At 72.4% G+C, this 16,161-nt stretch carries 17 protein-coding genes; 11 read left to right on the forward strand and 6 right to left on the reverse strand.

The genetic code is table 11. The features are described 5' to 3' along the window. The first annotated feature begins 108 nt into the window (after window positions 1–108). From NNW99_RS20475 to NNW99_RS20490, 4 genes are all read left to right on the forward strand, one after another. The gene (locus tag NNW99_RS20475; protein ID WP_215120581.1) at window positions 109–2,298 is read left to right on the forward strand and encodes a phosphotransferase family protein; all 2,190 of its coding nucleotides are present in this window, start codon (window positions 109–111) and stop codon (window positions 2,296–2,298) included. Between the two features lie 253 nt (window positions 2,299–2,551). Beyond that, window positions 2,552–3,187 carry a TetR family transcriptional regulator gene (locus NNW99_RS20480; RefSeq protein WP_215120582.1) on the forward strand — a complete coding sequence of 212 codons (636 nt, stop codon included), beginning with the start codon at window positions 2,552–2,554 and terminating at the stop codon, window positions 3,185–3,187. Between the two features lie 41 nt (window positions 3,188–3,228). Continuing rightward, complete coding sequence (locus tag NNW99_RS20485; RefSeq protein ID WP_215120583.1) at window positions 3,229–5,250, forward strand: AAA family ATPase; 2,022 nt, start codon at window positions 3,229–3,231, stop codon at window positions 5,248–5,250. 35 nt (window positions 5,251–5,285) lie between these two features. Then, window positions 5,286–5,918: an RraA family protein gene (locus NNW99_RS20490; protein WP_215120584.1), complete on the forward strand. Its 633-nt coding sequence runs from the start codon at window positions 5,286–5,288 to the stop codon at window positions 5,916–5,918. A gap of 6 nt (window positions 5,919–5,924) precedes the next feature. Here NNW99_RS20490 and NNW99_RS20495 read toward each other — a convergent pair whose 3' ends face one another. From NNW99_RS20495 to NNW99_RS20505, 3 genes are all read right to left on the reverse strand, one after another. Then, window positions 5,925–7,103: a GDSL-type esterase/lipase family protein gene (locus NNW99_RS20495; protein ID WP_215120585.1), complete on the reverse strand. Its 1,179-nt coding sequence runs from the start codon at window positions 7,101–7,103 to the stop codon at window positions 5,925–5,927. Between the two features lie 4 nt (window positions 7,104–7,107). Then, window positions 7,108–7,695, reverse strand: coding sequence for a TetR/AcrR family transcriptional regulator (locus tag NNW99_RS20500; protein ID WP_215120586.1), 588 nt, complete (start codon window positions 7,693–7,695; stop codon window positions 7,108–7,110). 69 nt (window positions 7,696–7,764) lie between these two features. Further along, entirely contained in the window at window positions 7,765–8,295 is a 531-nt protein-coding gene (locus NNW99_RS20505) for a DUF2269 domain-containing protein (RefSeq protein ID WP_215120587.1), read from the reverse strand. Window positions 8,296–8,451: 156 nt separating this feature from the next. Here NNW99_RS20505 and NNW99_RS20510 point away from each other — a divergent pair, with 156 nt between their 5' ends. Then, window positions 8,452–9,096 (forward strand): class I SAM-dependent methyltransferase, encoded by a 645-nt coding sequence (locus NNW99_RS20510; protein WP_215120588.1) that lies wholly within the window; start codon window positions 8,452–8,454, stop codon window positions 9,094–9,096. Between the two features lie 30 nt (window positions 9,097–9,126). Here the strand turns inward: NNW99_RS20510 and NNW99_RS20515 are convergent, their stop codons facing one another. Next, window positions 9,127–9,774 (reverse strand): hypothetical protein, encoded by a 648-nt coding sequence (locus NNW99_RS20515; RefSeq protein ID WP_251058117.1) that lies wholly within the window; start codon window positions 9,772–9,774, stop codon window positions 9,127–9,129. A 176-nt stretch (window positions 9,775–9,950) separates the two neighbouring features. Between NNW99_RS20515 and NNW99_RS20520 the strand changes: the two genes are divergently transcribed. After that, window positions 9,951–10,322: a VOC family protein gene (locus NNW99_RS20520; RefSeq protein WP_215120590.1), complete on the forward strand. Its 372-nt coding sequence runs from the start codon at window positions 9,951–9,953 to the stop codon at window positions 10,320–10,322. 67 nt (window positions 10,323–10,389) lie between these two features. On the opposite strand, the gene NNW99_RS20525 is transcribed toward NNW99_RS20520, so the two are convergent. Further along, a complete protein-coding gene (locus NNW99_RS20525) occupies window positions 10,390–11,307 on the reverse strand; it encodes a LysR family transcriptional regulator (protein WP_215120591.1) in 918 nt (305 codons plus the stop codon). A gap of 173 nt (window positions 11,308–11,480) precedes the next feature. Between NNW99_RS20525 and NNW99_RS20530 the strand changes: the two genes are divergently transcribed. From NNW99_RS20530 to NNW99_RS20550, 5 genes are all read left to right on the forward strand, one after another. Then, window positions 11,481–12,047: a DUF6817 domain-containing protein gene (locus NNW99_RS20530; RefSeq protein ID WP_215120592.1), complete on the forward strand. Its 567-nt coding sequence runs from the start codon at window positions 11,481–11,483 to the stop codon at window positions 12,045–12,047. 117 nt (window positions 12,048–12,164) lie between these two features. Then, window positions 12,165–12,509, forward strand: coding sequence for a hypothetical protein (locus NNW99_RS20535; protein WP_215120593.1), 345 nt, complete (start codon window positions 12,165–12,167; stop codon window positions 12,507–12,509). A gap of 238 nt (window positions 12,510–12,747) precedes the next feature. After that, window positions 12,748–13,437: a helix-turn-helix domain-containing protein gene (locus NNW99_RS20540; protein WP_215120594.1), complete on the forward strand. Its 690-nt coding sequence runs from the start codon at window positions 12,748–12,750 to the stop codon at window positions 13,435–13,437. A gap of 87 nt (window positions 13,438–13,524) precedes the next feature. Beyond that, window positions 13,525–14,211 carry a hypothetical protein gene (locus NNW99_RS20545; protein WP_215120595.1) on the forward strand — a complete coding sequence of 229 codons (687 nt, stop codon included), beginning with the start codon at window positions 13,525–13,527 and terminating at the stop codon, window positions 14,209–14,211. A gap of 117 nt (window positions 14,212–14,328) precedes the next feature. Beyond that, window positions 14,329–14,667 carry a DUF2516 family protein gene (locus NNW99_RS20550; protein WP_215124371.1) on the forward strand — a complete coding sequence of 113 codons (339 nt, stop codon included), beginning with the start codon at window positions 14,329–14,331 and terminating at the stop codon, window positions 14,665–14,667. A 55-nt stretch (window positions 14,668–14,722) separates the two neighbouring features. Here NNW99_RS20550 and NNW99_RS20555 read toward each other — a convergent pair whose 3' ends face one another. Continuing rightward, entirely contained in the window at window positions 14,723–16,072 is a 1,350-nt protein-coding gene (locus tag NNW99_RS20555; RefSeq protein ID WP_215120596.1) for a PP2C family protein-serine/threonine phosphatase, read from the reverse strand. Window positions 16,073–16,161: the final 89 nt, after the last annotated feature.

Raw genomic sequence — 16,161 nt, forward strand, 5'->3', positions numbered from 1 at the left:
GATGGGTGGCAAATCCACTCTCATTGGCTCACCCGCCAGGCGTGGAACCGGCCGCGAACCTACCGTTTGCCATACCGTCCTCCCCTTCTCGTACTTCCGGAGCGGCCAGTGGGCGCACCTCCTCTTCCCCGTCCCTTCCTCGGGGAGCGCGCCTCGCACGACGCCGCGTACCGGGCCTTCGTCAGGCTGGCCGCCGAGCTGGGCCAGGCGAGCAGCGGCCATCACAACCGCAATTACGTCCTGCCGTTGACGGAGGGCATGGCCCGGCTGGTCGGACGTGAGGCCGGGACGTCGGTGACCGTCCGTATCCGGCGGCCGGACGCGCTGCCCGTGGTCATCCGGACCTGGCAGGACGAGGCGGAGATCCTCGATGCCGTCCGGGGGATCCTGCCGCACGCGCCGCGGTGCCTGGTCAAGCGGAGCGACTTCGCGATCCACAGCTTTGTGGAGGGCGTACCGCTCTCCAGCGTCTGCGACAACGGCAAGCCCGTCGACACCCTGCTCATCAAGGCGCTGGCCGGACTGCTCGCCCAGATGGCCCAGGTACGGCGCGGGGCACTGCCCGCCCTGCCGGCCGCCTGGCCCCGCAACGACATGGACAGCCAGGGCTTCCTCCAGACCCTGGTCAAGCTGGCCGACCGGCAGATCAGACGGCCCAACTGGGCCTCCTTCGGCGGGCTGTTCGCTGCGCTGGGCATCCCGGAGGACGCTCTCGCCTCACTGGCCGGACGCGTCCCCGCCATGGCCCGGCGGCCGTACAGCCTGCTCCACGCCGATCTGCACCGGGACAACGTGATCGTGTCCTACGCGGGCGACCCGCCCCTCATCTGCGTCGACTGGGAGCTGGCGACCTACGGCGACCCGCTGCACGACCTGGCCACGCACCTGGTGCGCATGCGCTATCCGGCCCATCAGTGGGCCGAGGTGGTCGACGCGTGGGCCGAGGCCATGCAGGAGGTCCGGCCGGCCGCCGTCAACGGACTGGCCAAGGATCTGCGGCACTACCTGGCGTTCGAGCGGGCCCAGTCGGTCTTCCCCGACGTGATGCGCGCCGCCCGCTCGCTGGAGGAATCGTTCACGCAGACGAGCCTGGACGAGGCGACGGCCGAGGTGCGACGGGCCCTCGACGCGGCGGCGGAGCCGCTGCGGCTCGGGAGCGTGCCGCGTGAGGGCGAGATCAGGCGGGCCCTCTTCCGCTGGCTGGTGTCGCGGATGAACGGGGACATCAGCGGCCGGGCCTGGATCGCGAAGGCGTTCGAGTGGCTGCCCGACCGGCGTGTTCCGGAGCGCCCCGACTTCCCGGCCGCAGCCGTCCGGGAGGCCCTGCTGGCCGAGGGCGCCGCCCCCGCGGGCAGGGTCTTCAAGGGGACCGCGCACCTGAACACGGTGGTGTCGGTGCCGGGCGTCGACTTCCCGGTGGTCGTACGGCGGAAGCTGCCCGAGGTGTGCCGCCGGGAGCGCGGCTTCCTCAGCGAGCACACCGTGCTGCGCGCGATCGAGGAGTCCTCCACCCAGGTGGCGGCGCCGCGGGTGCTCGCGCTGGGCGAGACGTTCCAGAGCGACACCATCGCCATCCACACCTACGTCGGGCCGGGGGACGTCGACCGGCCCCCCAACCACCCCGTCCACGGACTGCTGCCGCACGAGGCGGACGGACTGGTGGACCAGCTCTGCGACCTGACGCGGGTGCGGTACGAGCAGATCGATCCGACCGCCGGTGAGGGGGCCTTCCATCGCTGGCTGCGGGATCAGCTCATCTCCCTGGTGCGGGACCTGCCCAAGGAGTCGCAGCAACTGGCCCGGCATCTCGGGCTGCCCGACGCGGACCGGTTGCAGCTGATCCTCTCCCGGCACGAGGTGAGCCAGCGCAAGCCCGCCCTGCTGCACGGGGACCTGAACCCCTGGAACCTCGTCCGGCGCGACGACGACCGGGCGCTGACCATCATCGACTGGGAGATGGCCGTGGTCGGCGATCCCCTCTACGACCTCGTCCGGCACATGCACCTCACACCGACCCGGCCGGAGATCCGGGACCGCATGTTCCGCCGCTGGGAGCGCGGGCTGCCCGAGGAGTACACCCGCGACTGGCGCGAGGACTGGCGGGTGTACCGCTGGCTGGAGATCGTGCGGTCCGCGTACGTCGACCTGGACCGCATCGTGACCGGCGCGAGCCTGGACGCCCCGAACGTGCGGCGGGCGGTGGACTCCTACGCGGTGACGCTGGCGGTCGCCACGGGCTCGCTCGGCCTCCCGGTCAGATCCACGGCGAACCCGTATCTCGCCCGCGCGCTGGCGTAGGGCCTGTCGTTTGGATCAGGTCGCAGGGAATCGGCAGCATCTTGTCATCGCCGGTGAGCGGGGTCTGGTGCGTGCAGCTGCAAGGCGGAGGAGGGCGGCGATGCGATGGGGGCACCTCCCGCGCGAGCGAAGCCGAGCGTGGGGGAATCGGCAACCGACGACAACGCGGCAGATGTGCGTGCCAGACCCCGCGTCTGCGGCGTGATCCAAACGACAGGCCCTCGGGCCTGTCGCCCCTGCGTAGGCTCGCCCCATGAGCGAGACCGGGCTGCGTGAGCGCAAGAAGCGGCGGATGTACGAGGTCGTGTCGGACGTCGCGGTGCGGCTCTTCCTGGAGAAGGGGTTCGACGCGGTGTCCGTCGCCGAGGTGGCGGCGGCGGCCGAGATCTCCAAGCCGACGCTGTTCCGGTACTTCCCGGCGAAGGAGGATCTGGTGCTGTACCGGATCGCCGACCACGAGGGGGAGGCCGCGCGGGTGGTGGCGGAGGGGGAGGGGCCGCCGGTGGAGGCGTTGCGGCGGCATTTTCTGGAGGGGCTGGAGCGGAACGATCCGGTGACCGGGCTCAACGACCATCCCCAGGTGCTCGCCTTCCACGCCCTGCTCTACGGGACGCCCTCCCTGGTCGCCCGTGCGCATACGCACCAGGAGCGGTCGGAGGCGGCGCTGGCCGAGGTGCTCGGGGGTGATCTGGACGCGCGGCTGGCGGCCGGGCAGATCATGGCCGTGCTGCGGGTGCTCGCGCTGGAGAACTGGCGGCGGATCGCGGCGGGGGAACGGGTGGCGGACGTGCGGGCGGATGCGGTGGCTGCGGCGGATCGGGCGTTCGGGTGGCTGGGGGCCGGGTTGCCGCCCGTCGGCCGTTCACGGGCTCGCGGTGAGAGTGAGTAATAAATTTAACTCGGTTACGTTTTTGCTCTAGGCTCGGTGGGATGACGTCGACCGAGCCTGCCCTTCAGCACGTACTCGACCGGGAACGCGCCCACCACGAGCGCTGCCGGGCCGCCCTCGCCGCGATGGTCGAGGGCGCCGGTGAACAGGTCGTCATCGGGGAGGACGTGTCGGCGTCCGGGGTCGACGCGGAGGTGCTCGGGTACCGGCTGCGCAGCCAGGCCAAGGCCTTGCGCGAACTGCCCGAGGGGCCGTTGTTCTTCGGGGCCCTGGAGTTCAAGAGGGCCGGTGGGCCGCTGCACATCGGGCGGCTGCGCATCTCCGAGCACCCGGCCGAACCGCCCCTCGTCGTCGACTGGCGCGCACCCGTCTCGCGTGCCTTCTACCAGTCCTCCGCCCGTGATCCGCAGGGCGTCGCCGTACGCCGACGGTTCGGGTGGGCGGCCGGCAGTCGCGGGGACTCCGGCGATCTGACCGGCCTGGAGGACGAGAGCCTGGGGCAGGGGGAGGCCAGGGCCAGCGCGATCGTCGCCCGGGAGATCGAGCGGCCCCGCGTCGGGCCCATGCGGGACATCGCCGCGACCATCCAGCCCGAGCAGGACGACCTCGTACGCGGGGACCTGGCGATGTCGGTGTGCGTGCAGGGCGCGCCGGGCACCGGCAAGACGGCCGTCGGCCTGCACCGGGCCGCGTATCTGCTCTACACGCACCCGCAGCGCATCCGGCGCGGCGGCCTGCTGATCCTCGGGCCCAACCGCACGTTCCTGTCGTACATCGCGGAGGTGCTGCCCGCCCTCGGCGAGACGGGGGTGCGGCAGTCGACGCTCGCCGAGGAGATCGCCCGGTGGCCGGTCCGCGGTACCGACGACGAGTGCGCCGCCGTCGTCAAGCACGACGCCCGGATGGCGGAGGTACTGCGGCGGGCGCTGTACGCGCGCGTGCGCACCGAGGGGGCGGGCTCGCTCGCCGTGCCGGACGGCTCGTACCGCTGGCGGGTACCGGAGGCGGAGCTGGCACGGATCGTCGCGGACGTACGGCAGGAGGAACCGCCGTACGGGGTCGGGCGGGAGCGGGTACGGGCGCGGATCGTGCGGTGTCTGCGCGAGCGGGTCGAGCGGCGGGCCGGGCCGCCGACGAACGCCTGGGTGCGCCGGGTCGAGCGGTCCCGGCCGGTGTCCGCGTACCTCGACACCGTCTGGCCCCGGGTGCGTCCGGAGGAGGTCCTGGCCGAACTGCTCACCGACGGCGAGGCGTTGGCGGAGGCGGCCGACGGGCTGCTGGACGGCGCCGAGCAGCGGGCACTGCTGTGGCGCACGCCGCCCCGGTCGTGGAAGTCGGCGCGCTGGTCGGCCGCCGATCTGGTGCTGCTCGACGAGGTGGCCGGGCTGATCGAGCACCCGGAGGGGTACGGGCATGTCGTCGTCGACGAGGCGCAGGATCTGTCCCCGATGGAGTGCCGGGCCATCGCCCGCCGGGCGCCCTTCGGTTCGCTGACGGTTCTGGGCGATCTGGCGCAGGGGACGACGCCGTGGGCGGCACGGTCGTGGCCGACCGTCCTGGCGCACCTGGGGAAAGCGGACGCGGCCGTGGTCGAGCTGACCGTCGGATTCCGAGTGCCGCAGGCGGTCGTCGGTCTCGCCAACCGGCTGCTGGAGCGGCTGGACGTGGACGTGCCGGCGGCCCGTTCGCTGCGCGGGGACGGGGAGTTGCGGATGCGGGAGACGGACACGGACGGGGTGCCGGCGGCGGTGGTGGACGCCGTACGGGACGCCCTGGGGCAGGAGGGCTCGGTCGGGGTTGTCGCGGCGGACGCGGATGTGCCCCGGGTGCGGGCGGCGCTCGACGCGGCCGGTGTCGAGGCGGCGGGGCCCGGGGAACTCGGCGCGCGGCTGTCCCTGGTGCCGGCGAGCGTGGTCAAGGGACTCGAGTACGACCATGTCGTGGCCGTCGAGCCGGCGGCGATCGCCGAGGCGGAGGAACGGGGGCTGCACCGGCTGTACGTGGTGCTGACGCGGGCGGTGACGAGGCTGGAAGTGGTGCACGGGAGGCCACTGCCGATCTAGACACGCGCGCGTGCGGGGTGGTTAGGGTCCATGTCATGGCTGACACAGACGCGTTCACGGACATCCCCACCACCACGCTGGCCGATCTGCTGGGCCGCGGGCAGGTCATGGACATCGGGGTCCGGCCCCTGTGGGGGCCGGTGCCGCGGGTGGCCGGGCCTGCCTTCACCGTGCGGTGCCCTCCCGGCGACAACCTGATGCTGCACACCGCGATCTACCGGGCCGAGCCCGGCTCGGTCGTCGTCGTGGAGTCGGGCGACCTGGACTACGCGCTGGCCGGTGGCAACGTCTGTGCCGTCGCCCAGCGCCGCGGTGTCGCCGCGTTCGTCCTCGACGGGCTGATCCGCGACCTCTCCGAGGTGCGCGAGGCCCGCTTCCCGGTGTTCGCGCGCGGTGTCATCCCCATCCCGGGCACCAAGGCCGCCGCCCGGCCGCTGGGCGAGCGGGTGACCTGCGGCGGCGTCGCCGTCGACCCGGGTGACGTGGTCGTCGCCGACGAGGAGGGCGTCGTCGTGGTGCCCGGGGCCCGCCGCGAGGAGGTGCTCACCGCGGCCCGCGCCAAGCTGGCGAAGGAGGCCGCGCAGACCCTGGACGACTGGGAGTCGTCCCACCGCGCGCGCGTCGGCAAGGCCCTGGCGGAGCAGGGCTTCGGGGGCCTCGACGACTGAGCGGGCTCAGCGTTCCGCGAAGGGGCCCTTCTCGGTGAAGGCCAGGGCGCCGAAGCGTTCGCCGATGCGGCGGTGGGTCGCGGCGTCCGGGTGGACATGGTCGGGGAGGGGCAGTTCGGCCGCGTCGGACTCGCCGTAGAGGGCGAGGCCGTCGAGGTAGTGGAGGTTCGGGTCCTCGGCCGCGCGCTGCCGCACGATCCGGGCCAGCTCCTCCCGGATGACGCCGAGCGTGAGCTTGCCCGTGGCCTTCTCCGCCGGATCGCCCATGGCCGCGAACAGCAGCCGGCCCTCGCCGATCTCGCCGAGGTCGGGGGCGGTGGGGCCGGGGGTGTCCTCGTGGATCGGGCAATGGATGGGGGAGACGACCAGCAGCGGGGTGTCGGGGTGCCCGTCGCGGATCGTGTCGAGGAAACCGTGCACGGCCGGGCCGAAGGCGCGCAGCCGCATCACGTCCCCGTTGACGATGTTGATGCCCACCTTGACGCTGATCAGGTCGGCCGGGGTGTCCCGCATGGCACGCGCGGTGAACGGGTCGAGCATCGCGCTGCCGCCGAAACCGAGGTTGACCAGGTCCACACCGCCCAGGGACGCGGCGATCGCGGGCCAGATGGCCGCAGGGCTCGCTGCGTCGGAGCCGTGGCTGATCGAACTGCCGTGGTGCAGCCACACCCTGCGGCCCCGGTCCGGCAGGGGCGCAACGGGCGCGTCGGTGCGCAGGGCGACGAGCTCGGTGGTCTCGTTGTGCGGCAGCCAGATCTCGACGTCCTTCTCGCCCGCGGCCAGACCGGTGAAGCGGACGGTGCCCACCGGGCCCGGTGCGACCTCGCCGTCCCAGGTGGCCATGTCGACGGTGAGGACGTTGCCGCCGGTCCCCGAGGCCTGCCCGGCCGGGCGGCCGTCGACGACCAGGTCGTACAGGCCGTCCGGGCGGGACGGGAGGCCGACGTAGTCGCGCTTGGTGCGCAGCGTGTCGAGTTCGACGGCCGTCGCGGCGGTACGGAAGGCCAGCCGTACGCCGGAGGGCTGGGCCTCGGCCATGGCGAGCTGGGCGTTGTCGTTCTGGGCGCGGGCCCGGGCGGGCAGCCGGTGCGGGAGCAGGCCGTGCTCGGTGCGCTCCAGGTCGAGGGCGCCGCGCAGCAGGTCCGCCGTGAGCGGGGTGGTGATCCAGTCGTGCTCGGAGTGCATGGTGTCAGCCTCGGGGATCCGTAGGGGGAGCGGGCCAGTTGCGCAGCAGCGTGTCGAGGGCGTCGATGATCCGGGCCCAGGTGGCGTCGGTGTCGGGGGCGCTGTGGCTGAACCCGCCGCCCAGCTCCAGGCTGACGTACCCGTGGAAGACGCTGCCCAGCAGCCGTACCGCGTGGGTCTGGTCCGGTTCCGTCAGGTCGTAGCCGCGCAGCAGTGCCCGGGTCATCTGCGCGTGCCGGACACCGGCGCTGGCGGCCGCCGTCTGCGGGTCGAGCCGCAACTGGGCCGCCGCGTAGCGGCCGGGGTGTTCCCGCGCGTAGTCGCGGTAGACGCCGGCCAGCGCCGCCAAGGCGTCCTTGCCGGCCCGTCCGGCCAGGGCGTCGGCGGCCCGGTCGGCCATGTCCGCGAGCGCCAGCAGGGCGATCCTGGTCCGGAGGTCCTGAGAGTTCCTCACATGCGAGTACAGGCTCGCGACCTTGACGTCGAAGCGCCGGGCGAGCGCCGAGACGGTCACCTCGTCGAAGCCGACCTCGTCGGCGAGTTCCGCGCCTGCCTCGGTCAGACGCTCCGGCGTGAGTCCCACGCGTGCCATACGGCACCTCCCTTCTGCCTGAAGGGATTGTGCATCTGCCTAATACCTTTAGGCAAGCGTCATGAGGCCTTAGGCATCCTGGAGGGTACGCCGGACGGGCGTACGCTGCCTCAGCCTCCTGCCCCGCCTGGTCAGGCCCCAGGGCTTCAGGATCGAGATCACCGTCATGAAGACGTAGGCGGACAGCGAGACGACCGGCCCCATCAGGACGTCCCCGGCATCGGGCAGCGGACCGCCCGCGGCGACGGTGGCGACCGCGGAGTTCACTCCGGGGCGCAGGGCGAACACCGTGGCGGTGGTCGTGGCGAGGGTCAGCCAGAACTTCGTCCAGACCCACCGGTGCCGCGCCAGACCCCACGCGGTCCCCAGCGACAGCACCAGTCCGCTGAGCAGCGTGAGGAACGCGACGGGGAGCAGCAGCCAGTCCGCGAAGAGCTTCATGGCCCGGACGGACGCCTCCACGGTCACGGCGGACCCGGTGCCGGCCGCGGTGGTGCCGAGCGCGAGCAGCCCGAGCGTGAGCCCGAGCCAGCTCGCGGAGGCGACGACGTGGACGACGAGCGCGGTCCGGCGGGCGGGGCGGCTGAGTTTCGGGTTCATGGGGGACACGCTGCCGGGGCGGTGGGGTGAGGTCGTCTCGCAGCGGGAGTAAACCGGCGTACTCGCGTCGGCGTACGGGGTGCCGGCGTTCGGGGCGTCGGCGTACGGGGTGTCGGCTACGGGGGGAGTGTCAGTGCCGTCGTCTAGCTTCGCGGCATGACCGAGCCCTCCCACCTCACCGCGGTCCGCGAGTCCTACGACACCGTCGCCGCCGACTACGCCCGACTCGTCAAGGAACCGGCCGAGTTGGACCCGGTGTCGCGCGCGATGCTGGCCGCCTTCGCCGAATCCGTACGCCCTCTGGGGCCGGTCGCCGACCTGGGGTGCGGTCCGGGCAAGGTGACGGCGCACCTGGCCGCGCTGGGCGTGCGGGCGTTCGGCGTGGACGTGTCACCGAGGATGGTCGAGCTGGCCCGCGCGGCCTACCCGGAACTCCGTTTCACCGTCGGCTCGATGACCGCGCTGGAGATCGGCGACGGCGAACTCGGCGGCATTCTCGCGTACTACACCGTCCACCACACCCCGCCGCAGCTGCTGCCGACCGTGTTCGCCGAGTTCCACCGCACCCTCGCGCCCGGCGGCCGGCTGATGCTGGCGGGCCATGTGGGCAACGGCGAGCACCTGTGCCCGAAGCGCGCGTACGGCGACCATCCGGTGTCCTACGAGTGGCACCTGCTGCCGCCGGACGAGATCGCGGAACTGCTCCGGCGGGCGGGGCTGGTGGTCATGACGCGGGTGGTGCAGGAACCGGAGGGAGGGGCGAAGAGGCAGGCGGGCAAGTTCCTGGCGTACAAGCCGTAGCAGCGGCAGCGGCAGCGGCGGCCGGTGGGGTCAGCCGCTGTGCGTCCACACCCGCAACGGGCCGAGCGGCACGAAGCCGTACCGGAGGGCGACCGTCAGATCGTCGCCCTGTTCGTATCCGACGACGGGCAGGGTGGGGAAGAGCCGGGCGAGCGCGTGCAGGACGACCGGCCAGGCGGCGTCGGGTCCGCCGTCCCGCGCGAAGACGTTGGAGACACCGACGACGTGCTCGCTGCGGCTCGCGACCGCCCCGGCGGCGACACGGCCGTCGGCGGCCCGCCCCAGGATCACGAAGGTCTCCGGGTCGGCGAGCAGCTCGGGCCTGAAGAGGTCCGCGTTCCCGCCGCCGGCGTCCCAGGCCAGCGCCCAGGCACGCAGTGAGCCCGGATCGTCCACGATCTCCCAGGCGAGGTCGGGAACGGGTGCGGATGCCCCGGCCGGCCGATGGATCCACCACGCCTCGAACAACACCCGGAACCCGGCCTCCGCCAGCTCCAGATCGGCGAAACCGTCCTTCACCGAGGCACCGGGCGAGACCGTGTCGATCCGCGCCACGAGCGCGCCCACGTCGGCGCCCGGCTCCAGCGTCACGGCATCGGGGTAGTAGAGCGGCGTCCGCACCGGGGCGGCCCAGGCGTCGCCCCCGAACCCGCCCACCACCCCGTGCGCCCGGCACATCACCGCGCACCACTCGGCGTTGTTCCGGGCGGCTGCCCGGACGAGGAACTGCTGCGAAGTCGTCGTCACGAGTGCGGATCATGACGGTGCCCGCCCCGACTCGTCGAACGATTTAGCGACCGGCCGCTTCTAGGGTGTGCAGGGCCAGAGTCCCCAGCGAGCGGCCCGGAGGCGTCATGACCCCGCTGATGAAGTTGAGCGCGATCACCCTGGACTGCCCTGATCCGCTCGCCCTGGCGGCGTTCTACCAGCAGGCCACCGGACTTGGACTCCACCCCGAGTCGGACGCCGAGTTCGCCGCGCTGGACGTTGAGGGCGGGTTCAATATCGGGTTTCAGCGGGTCGACGACTACCGCGCTCCGAGCTGGCCCGGCCAGGTCGTACCGCAGCAACTGCACTGCTGTTTCAGGGTCGTGGACGTCGACGCGGCCGAGGCCCGGCTGCTGGAGCTGGGGGCGGGCACACCGGATCAGCCGCAGCAGGACAGATGGCGGGTCCTCACGGATCCGGCCGGGCATCCCTTCTGCATCGTCGGGGGCTTGTCGTGACCGGCCACGCCGACGACGCGGCCACGCCGACTCGCATGGCCCTCCCCGAAGCTACGACGCCCGCACGCTAGTTGAACGGCATCTCGTCGGGTCCGCTCCGTTCCGTGCAACTGCGGGCGACGGTGTCGGCGAAGACCCGCGCGAGCGGAGTGAGGGCGTCCCAGCGGCGGACGGCCCAGCCGACCGGGAGCGGGGGCAGATCGGGGACGGGGACGAGGCGGAGGGGGCCGTCACCCGGTATCCCCCAGCCGGGCAGGACGGGTACGACGGCGTGGCCGAGGCCGAGTTCCGCCAGCAGGAGGGCGGTGTCCCAGTCGGCGACGCTCGTGCCGGAGCCGCTCCGGATGCCGAGTTCGGCGAACGCGGCGTCGAGGAGGGCACCCGAGGTGGAGTTCTCGGGAAGCCGGATGAGGCTGATGTCGCTGAACCCGGCCGTGCCGACACAGGGCCGGTCCGCGAGCGGATCGTCGGAGCGGACGGCCAGGACCCAGGGCAGGGAGACGACGGGGCGCTGCTCGATACCGCGCACCGGCCCGTCGATGGTCACCCAGGCGAGATCGACGTCGCCCGCGGCGAGGGCGTCGAAGCAGCCGCGGCTGGAGGTCTCCGTCCGAAACTCCAGGCTGACCTTCGGGTAGCGCCGCCGGAAGTCCACGACGGCCTCGGCCATGAAATGCCGCACCGTGGTGCCGCCCGTGGTGACGCGTACGGCGCCACCGTCCCCGTTGACCAGGTCCCCGAGCCGCCGCAGGGCCAGATCCAGACCGGAGACGCTGTCCGAGGCGGCGTCGCGCAGGACATGCCCCGCGGGGGTGGGCACGACACCCCGGGGCCGGCGCTCCAGGAGGCTCACACCGGTCTCGCGCTCGAGCCGTTTGACGTGCTGGCTCACCGCCGACTGGGTGCGGCCCAGCTCCCGGGCGACGGCACTGAGGCTTCCCGCCCGGCACACGGCCACGAAGACGCGCAGATCCTCCAGAGTCACAACCCCAAGCTACAGCTTGGGTGTTGGGAGAAATCCATAGGATTGACTGAGGTGTCGGGGCCTACGAGGATCAAGGCAGGGCCCAGGCGGCAACCCGTCCGGCGCTTTCGCGGGTCCGGACCACAGGCGAAGGCGCGGACGGGTGCCGACCCCTCCCGTGACGGAAGGACACCGTGTCTGCCTCCCCTCCTCCTGACGCCACCGACCGGGCCGCCGCGCTGCTGCACGGGCTCGGTGCCGCCGAGATCGTCCATCCGGGCGGCACGCTCGTCGCCCACCTCCAGCGCGTCCGCAGCCGGCTCGCCGCCTGGGACGCCCGCCCGGCCCTCCAACTCGCGGGCCTGTGCCACGCCTTCTACGGCACCGACGGCTTCCCTACCGCCCTGCTGCCCTCGGACCGCCGCTCCGACCTCGCGGCGGTGATCGGTGCCGAGGCCGAGGCGATCGTGTACCTCTACGCGTCCTGCGACCGCCAGGCCACCTACCCGACGCTCGCGGACGCCGACGGGCCGTTCCGGGACCGCTTCACCGGCCGCCTCCACACACCGGATCCCCGGCACCGACGAGACTTCGCGGAACTCTCCGCCGCCAACGAACTCGACCTCGCCCGCCTCGACCCCGCCTTCCGCGAGAAGTGGGGCCCGCAACTCCTCACCCTGTTCACCCGCTTTCGGCCTCTGCTGAGCGAGCCCGCCTGGTCGGACTGCGAGGCGGTGCTGGGCGGGACGCGGCAGGGCTGAACCGGATCTCATTCCGACGGCTGGATCCGCCAGGGCTTCTTCGAGCGAACCGGCCGTGTCGGTGAGGGCCGTGCCGGCGACTAATTCGGGTTACTCGTCGACGAGGTGAGAGGTGCCATGGCGACTCGCACACCAGCTGAGCGCGCCCTGGCTCGCTCGTTCACCACCGATGATGGCGCCACCAGGTTCAACGTCACCGACCTGACGGTAGACGACCAACCAGACCGCAGCGTCACATTGGCCCACGGCCTCATCGTCGAGCGGGAGGGGCACGCCGACGAGTGCTGGGTCGTCACACTGCCATGGGGCGACAAGTCCTTCGCGGACGTGCTCACCTCGTCTGCCCCTGATTCTGAGCGCCTTCGCCAACTGGTTCAGCTGGTGCGCGGCCTCTTGGAAGAGTGGTGGGACACCAAGGGGCACAACCGCCGGTCGGCGAAGATGGGGCGCCGATGCTCCTGAGCTGCCTCTACGCGCTGTAAGAGGTCGGGTCGACCAGACCGGTACCCCCTCGTCCTCGAAACGGCGCCGCATCCTCTGGGTCAGCGCCGGCGACGTGGTTTGCCCAGACGCGGCCAGGTCTGCGGCCTTGGCCGGCAGGGCAGGACGGGCTGATCCGTATGGGCCTAACCGGGTGGCATGGCGCACTTTTGCAAGCGGGTGCTTGCAATAGTTAGCGAGGTGCGGCACCGTGGAGGGCATGGCATCGCTCAACGTCGGCAATCTCGGTGACTACCTGCGCGAGCAGCGGCGCAACGCGCAGCTGTCGTTGCGGCAGCTCGCCGATGCCGCCGGGGTGTCCAATCCGTATCTGAGCCAGATCGAGCGCGGGCTGCGCAAGCCGAGCGCGGAGGTGCTGCAGCAGGTCGCCAAGGCCCTGCGGATCTCCGCCGAGACGCTGTACGTCCGGGCCGGCATCCTCGACGCCGAGCGGGACCGGGACGAGGTGGAGACGCGCGCCGTCATCCTCGCGGACCCGACGCTGAACGAGCGGCAGAAGCAGGTGCTGCTGCAGATCTACGAGTCCTTCCGCAAGGAGAACGGATTCGGGACCGGCGACGGCTCCGGCAACGACACCGATGTCGTCGAGGTCGTGGTCGCCGAAGGCGCGGCGGACCCGGGTGCGGATGGGGACGCGGACGAGGACGTCCCGGACGGCGGCACCGGGATACGCAGACGGACCCGTACGGCCGACGGCGGCAGGCCCGCCGAGGACCGTACCGGCGAGGGGTCGGGCGGCACGTCCGAGACCCGCCGGACCCGTAAGACCACCGGCGGTACGTCCGCCACCCGCCGTACCCGCAAGAACACCGGCGGTACCCCCGCCGCCCGCCGGGCCCGCAAGGCCACCGGCGGCAGTGACACCGACCCGCAGCAGACGGCCGGCTAGCCGGACCAGGGCCCGGCCGCTCCGCTGCGGATCACACCACCCTCAGCCGAACCCTCAAGCGAGAAAGAATCCGGGAGGATCCTCACCATGGCCATCACCGACGACCTGCGCAAGACCCTCAGCGACCCGACTCCGCTCTACTTCGCCGCCGGCACCGCCGACCTCGCCCTCCAGCAGGCCAAGAAGGTGCCCGCCCTCGTGGAGCAGCTGCGGGCCGAGGCTCCGGCGCGGATCGACGCCGTACGCAACACCGACACCAAGGCCGTCCAGGAGAAGGCGTCCGCCCGGGCCAAGGAGGCCTCGGCCCGCGTCAAGGAGACGCAGGAGACCCTGCAGACCAAGGTCACGGGCTTCATCGGCTCCCTCGACGCCGACTTCAAGAAGCTCGGTTCCAACCTCGACGCCGACCTGAAGAAGTTCGGCGAGAACGCCCAGGACTTCGCGCTGCGCGGGGTCGGCGTGGCCGCCGAGTACGCCGTCAAGGCCCGGGAGACCTACGAGAAGGTCGCCGAGCACGGTGAGCAGGCCGTGCGCACCTGGCGCGGCGAGGCCGCCGAGGGCATCGAGGACGTCGCCGAGGGCGTCGAGGAGCTGGCCGTGGCCGTCGAGCCGAAGGCCGAGCCGGTCGAGGTCAAGGACGAGCCGGCGAAGCCCGCCGCCACGAAGGCCCAGGCCGCCCCGGCCACACCGGCCACCGCGGCGAAGAAGGCGCCCGCCGCCAAGAAGGCTCCGGCGCGCAAGCCCGTCGCCAAGAAGACGCCGCCGGCCAAGTAGGCACGGCGACGGCGACGGAGTCGCAGACGGACGCGGGCCGGGCACCCTGAGGGTGTCCGGCCCGTTGTACGGGTACGGTGACCGCGTAGGGACGAGCCGAGTCTGGTGGTGGACGTTGTGCTGATTCAGGGCTTCACAGGGTTTATGTGGCTGCTGAGCATGGCCCTGATCATTTTCAGTGGCTTCGCTCTGCTCGACGCCGCCGTGCGGCGGGAGGACGCGTACCGCGCGGCCGACAAGAAGACCAAGCCGTTCTGGCTGATCATCCTCGGTCTGGCCTTCGTGGTGAACCTGCTCTTCCCGATCCTGTCGTTCCTGCCGATCATCGGGCTCATCGCGACGATCGTGTACATGGTCGACGTCCGCCCGGCCATCCGCGCGCTCCCCGGCGGGGGCCGCAGCCAGCGCGGCTCCAGCAGCGACGGCCCGTACGGCCCCTGGAACGGCGGCCGGTAAGCCGCCCTCCCGGCAGCGCCGCGGCCCGCGGCTGCGGCGCACGGCCAGCCCGGGGCTACGGCACCCGGTCCAGCAGCAGTACCGCCACGTCGTCCGTCAGCTCGCCACCGTTGAGCGCGCGCACCTCGTTCACCGCGGCCCGCAGCAGCCGCTCGCCCCGCAGCCCCTCGGCGAACTGGCGGCGGATCATCTCGGTCATGCCGTCCTGGCCGAGCCGCTCCCGGCCCTGGCCGATATGGCCCTCGATCAGACCGTCGGTGTAGAGCATCAGGCTCCACTCGGCCCCCAGCTCCACCTGCATCCGCGGCCAGCGGGCACCCGGCAGCAGCCCGAGGGCCGGGCCGTTGTTGTCGTACGGCAGCAGCCGGGCCGGTTTGCCCGGGCGGGCCAGCAGCGGCGAGGGGTGACCCGCCAGGCACAGGCCGGCGCGGCGGCCGTCCGGAGCGATGTCCACCGTGCACAGCGTCGCGAAGATCTCGTCGTCGGCCCGCTCGTGCTCCAGCACCTGCTGGAGCGTGCCCAGCAGCTGGTCGCCGCACAGGCCCGCCAGCGTCAGCGCGCGCCACGCGATCCGCAGCTCCACCCCGAGGGCGGCCTCGTCCGGGCCGTGGCCGCACACGTCACCGATCATCGCGTGCACGGTGCCGTCCGGGGTGCGGACGACGTCGTAGAAGTCACCGCCGAGCAGGGCGCGCGAGCGGCCCGGGCGGTAGCGGGCGGCGAACCGCAGCGGAGAGCCCTCCAGCAGCGGCGTCGGCAGCAGACCGCGCTCCAGGCGGCGGTTCTCCTGGGCCCGCAGACGGCCCTCGGCGAGCCGGCGCTCGGCCGACTCGGAACGCTTGCGCTCCACCGCGTAGCGGATCGCGCGGCTCAGCAGCCGGCCGTCCAGCTCGTCGCGGAACAGATAGTCCTGGGCGCCCACGCGCACCGCCTCCGCGCCGCGCTCGGCGTCGCCCGACGCGGTCAGCGCCAGGACGGCATGCCGGGGCGCGAGCTCCAGCACGTGCCTGAGCACGGCGAGCTCGTCCTCGGAGTCGCTGTGGCCGGGCGCCGGCAGCGCGAGGTCCAGCAGGATGCAGTGGACGTCGTCGGTCAGCAGCCGCCCGGCCTCGGTCAGATTGCGGGCCGTGCGGACGCGGATCGGCTTGCCTGCCTGGTCGAGCATGTCCGGCACGATCGGCGAACCGGCCGGGTCGTCCTCGATCAGCAGCAGGGTCAGATTGGTGTGGGCGGTGTGGTTCTCCACCTTCTCCGTGCTGTTCCCGGCGGTGTCCGGTGTGCGCGGGGCAGCGGCCGAGGCGTCCTTGACGGAGTCCTCGGCGGAGCCCCCACGCGGGGACGCGGCCTGCGCCTGACCACTTTCCACGGCCGGGATCGCTCTCTGCCGCGGTATGGGTACGGGCATTGTCTTGGGTTCCTTCCCTCCCCCCGAGGGCATGGCGGGGGCGAGGGACCTCGACCCACCGACGGGGACCATAGCGGGTGTCGGCGCCG

The organism is Streptomyces sp. CRCS-T-1, assembly GCF_024442335.1.
In the GTDB taxonomy this organism is placed as follows: domain Bacteria; phylum Actinomycetota; class Actinomycetes; order Streptomycetales; family Streptomycetaceae; genus Streptomyces; species Streptomyces koelreuteriae.

Coding starts and splice junctions, on each gene's coding strand:
- NNW99_RS20480 (WP_215120582.1), top strand. CDS start 2,552: ATGAGCGAGACCGGGCTGCGTGAGCGCAAGAAGCGGCGGATGTACGAG.
- NNW99_RS20485 (WP_215120583.1), top strand. CDS start 3,229: ATGACGTCGACCGAGCCTGCCCTTCAGCACGTACTCGACCGGGAACGC.
- NNW99_RS20490 (WP_215120584.1), top strand. CDS start 5,286: ATGGCTGACACAGACGCGTTCACGGACATCCCCACCACCACGCTGGCC.
- NNW99_RS20495 (WP_215120585.1), bottom strand. CDS start 7,103: ATGCACTCCGAGCACGACTGGATCACCACCCCGCTCACGGCGGACCTG.
- NNW99_RS20500 (WP_215120586.1), bottom strand. CDS start 7,695: ATGGCACGCGTGGGACTCACGCCGGAGCGTCTGACCGAGGCAGGCGCG.
- NNW99_RS20505 (WP_215120587.1), bottom strand. CDS start 8,295: ATGAACCCGAAACTCAGCCGCCCCGCCCGCCGGACCGCGCTCGTCGTC.
- NNW99_RS20510 (WP_215120588.1), top strand. CDS start 8,452: ATGACCGAGCCCTCCCACCTCACCGCGGTCCGCGAGTCCTACGACACC.
- NNW99_RS20515 (WP_251058117.1), bottom strand. CDS start 9,774: ATGTGCCGGGCGCACGGGGTGGTGGGCGGGTTCGGGGGCGACGCCTGG.
- NNW99_RS20520 (WP_215120590.1), top strand. CDS start 9,951: ATGACCCCGCTGATGAAGTTGAGCGCGATCACCCTGGACTGCCCTGAT.
- NNW99_RS20535 (WP_215120593.1), top strand. CDS start 12,165: ATGGCGACTCGCACACCAGCTGAGCGCGCCCTGGCTCGCTCGTTCACC.
- NNW99_RS20540 (WP_215120594.1), top strand. CDS start 12,748: ATGGCATCGCTCAACGTCGGCAATCTCGGTGACTACCTGCGCGAGCAG.
- NNW99_RS20545 (WP_215120595.1), top strand. CDS start 13,525: ATGGCCATCACCGACGACCTGCGCAAGACCCTCAGCGACCCGACTCCG.
- NNW99_RS20555 (WP_215120596.1), bottom strand. CDS start 16,072: ATGCCCGTACCCATACCGCGGCAGAGAGCGATCCCGGCCGTGGAAAGT.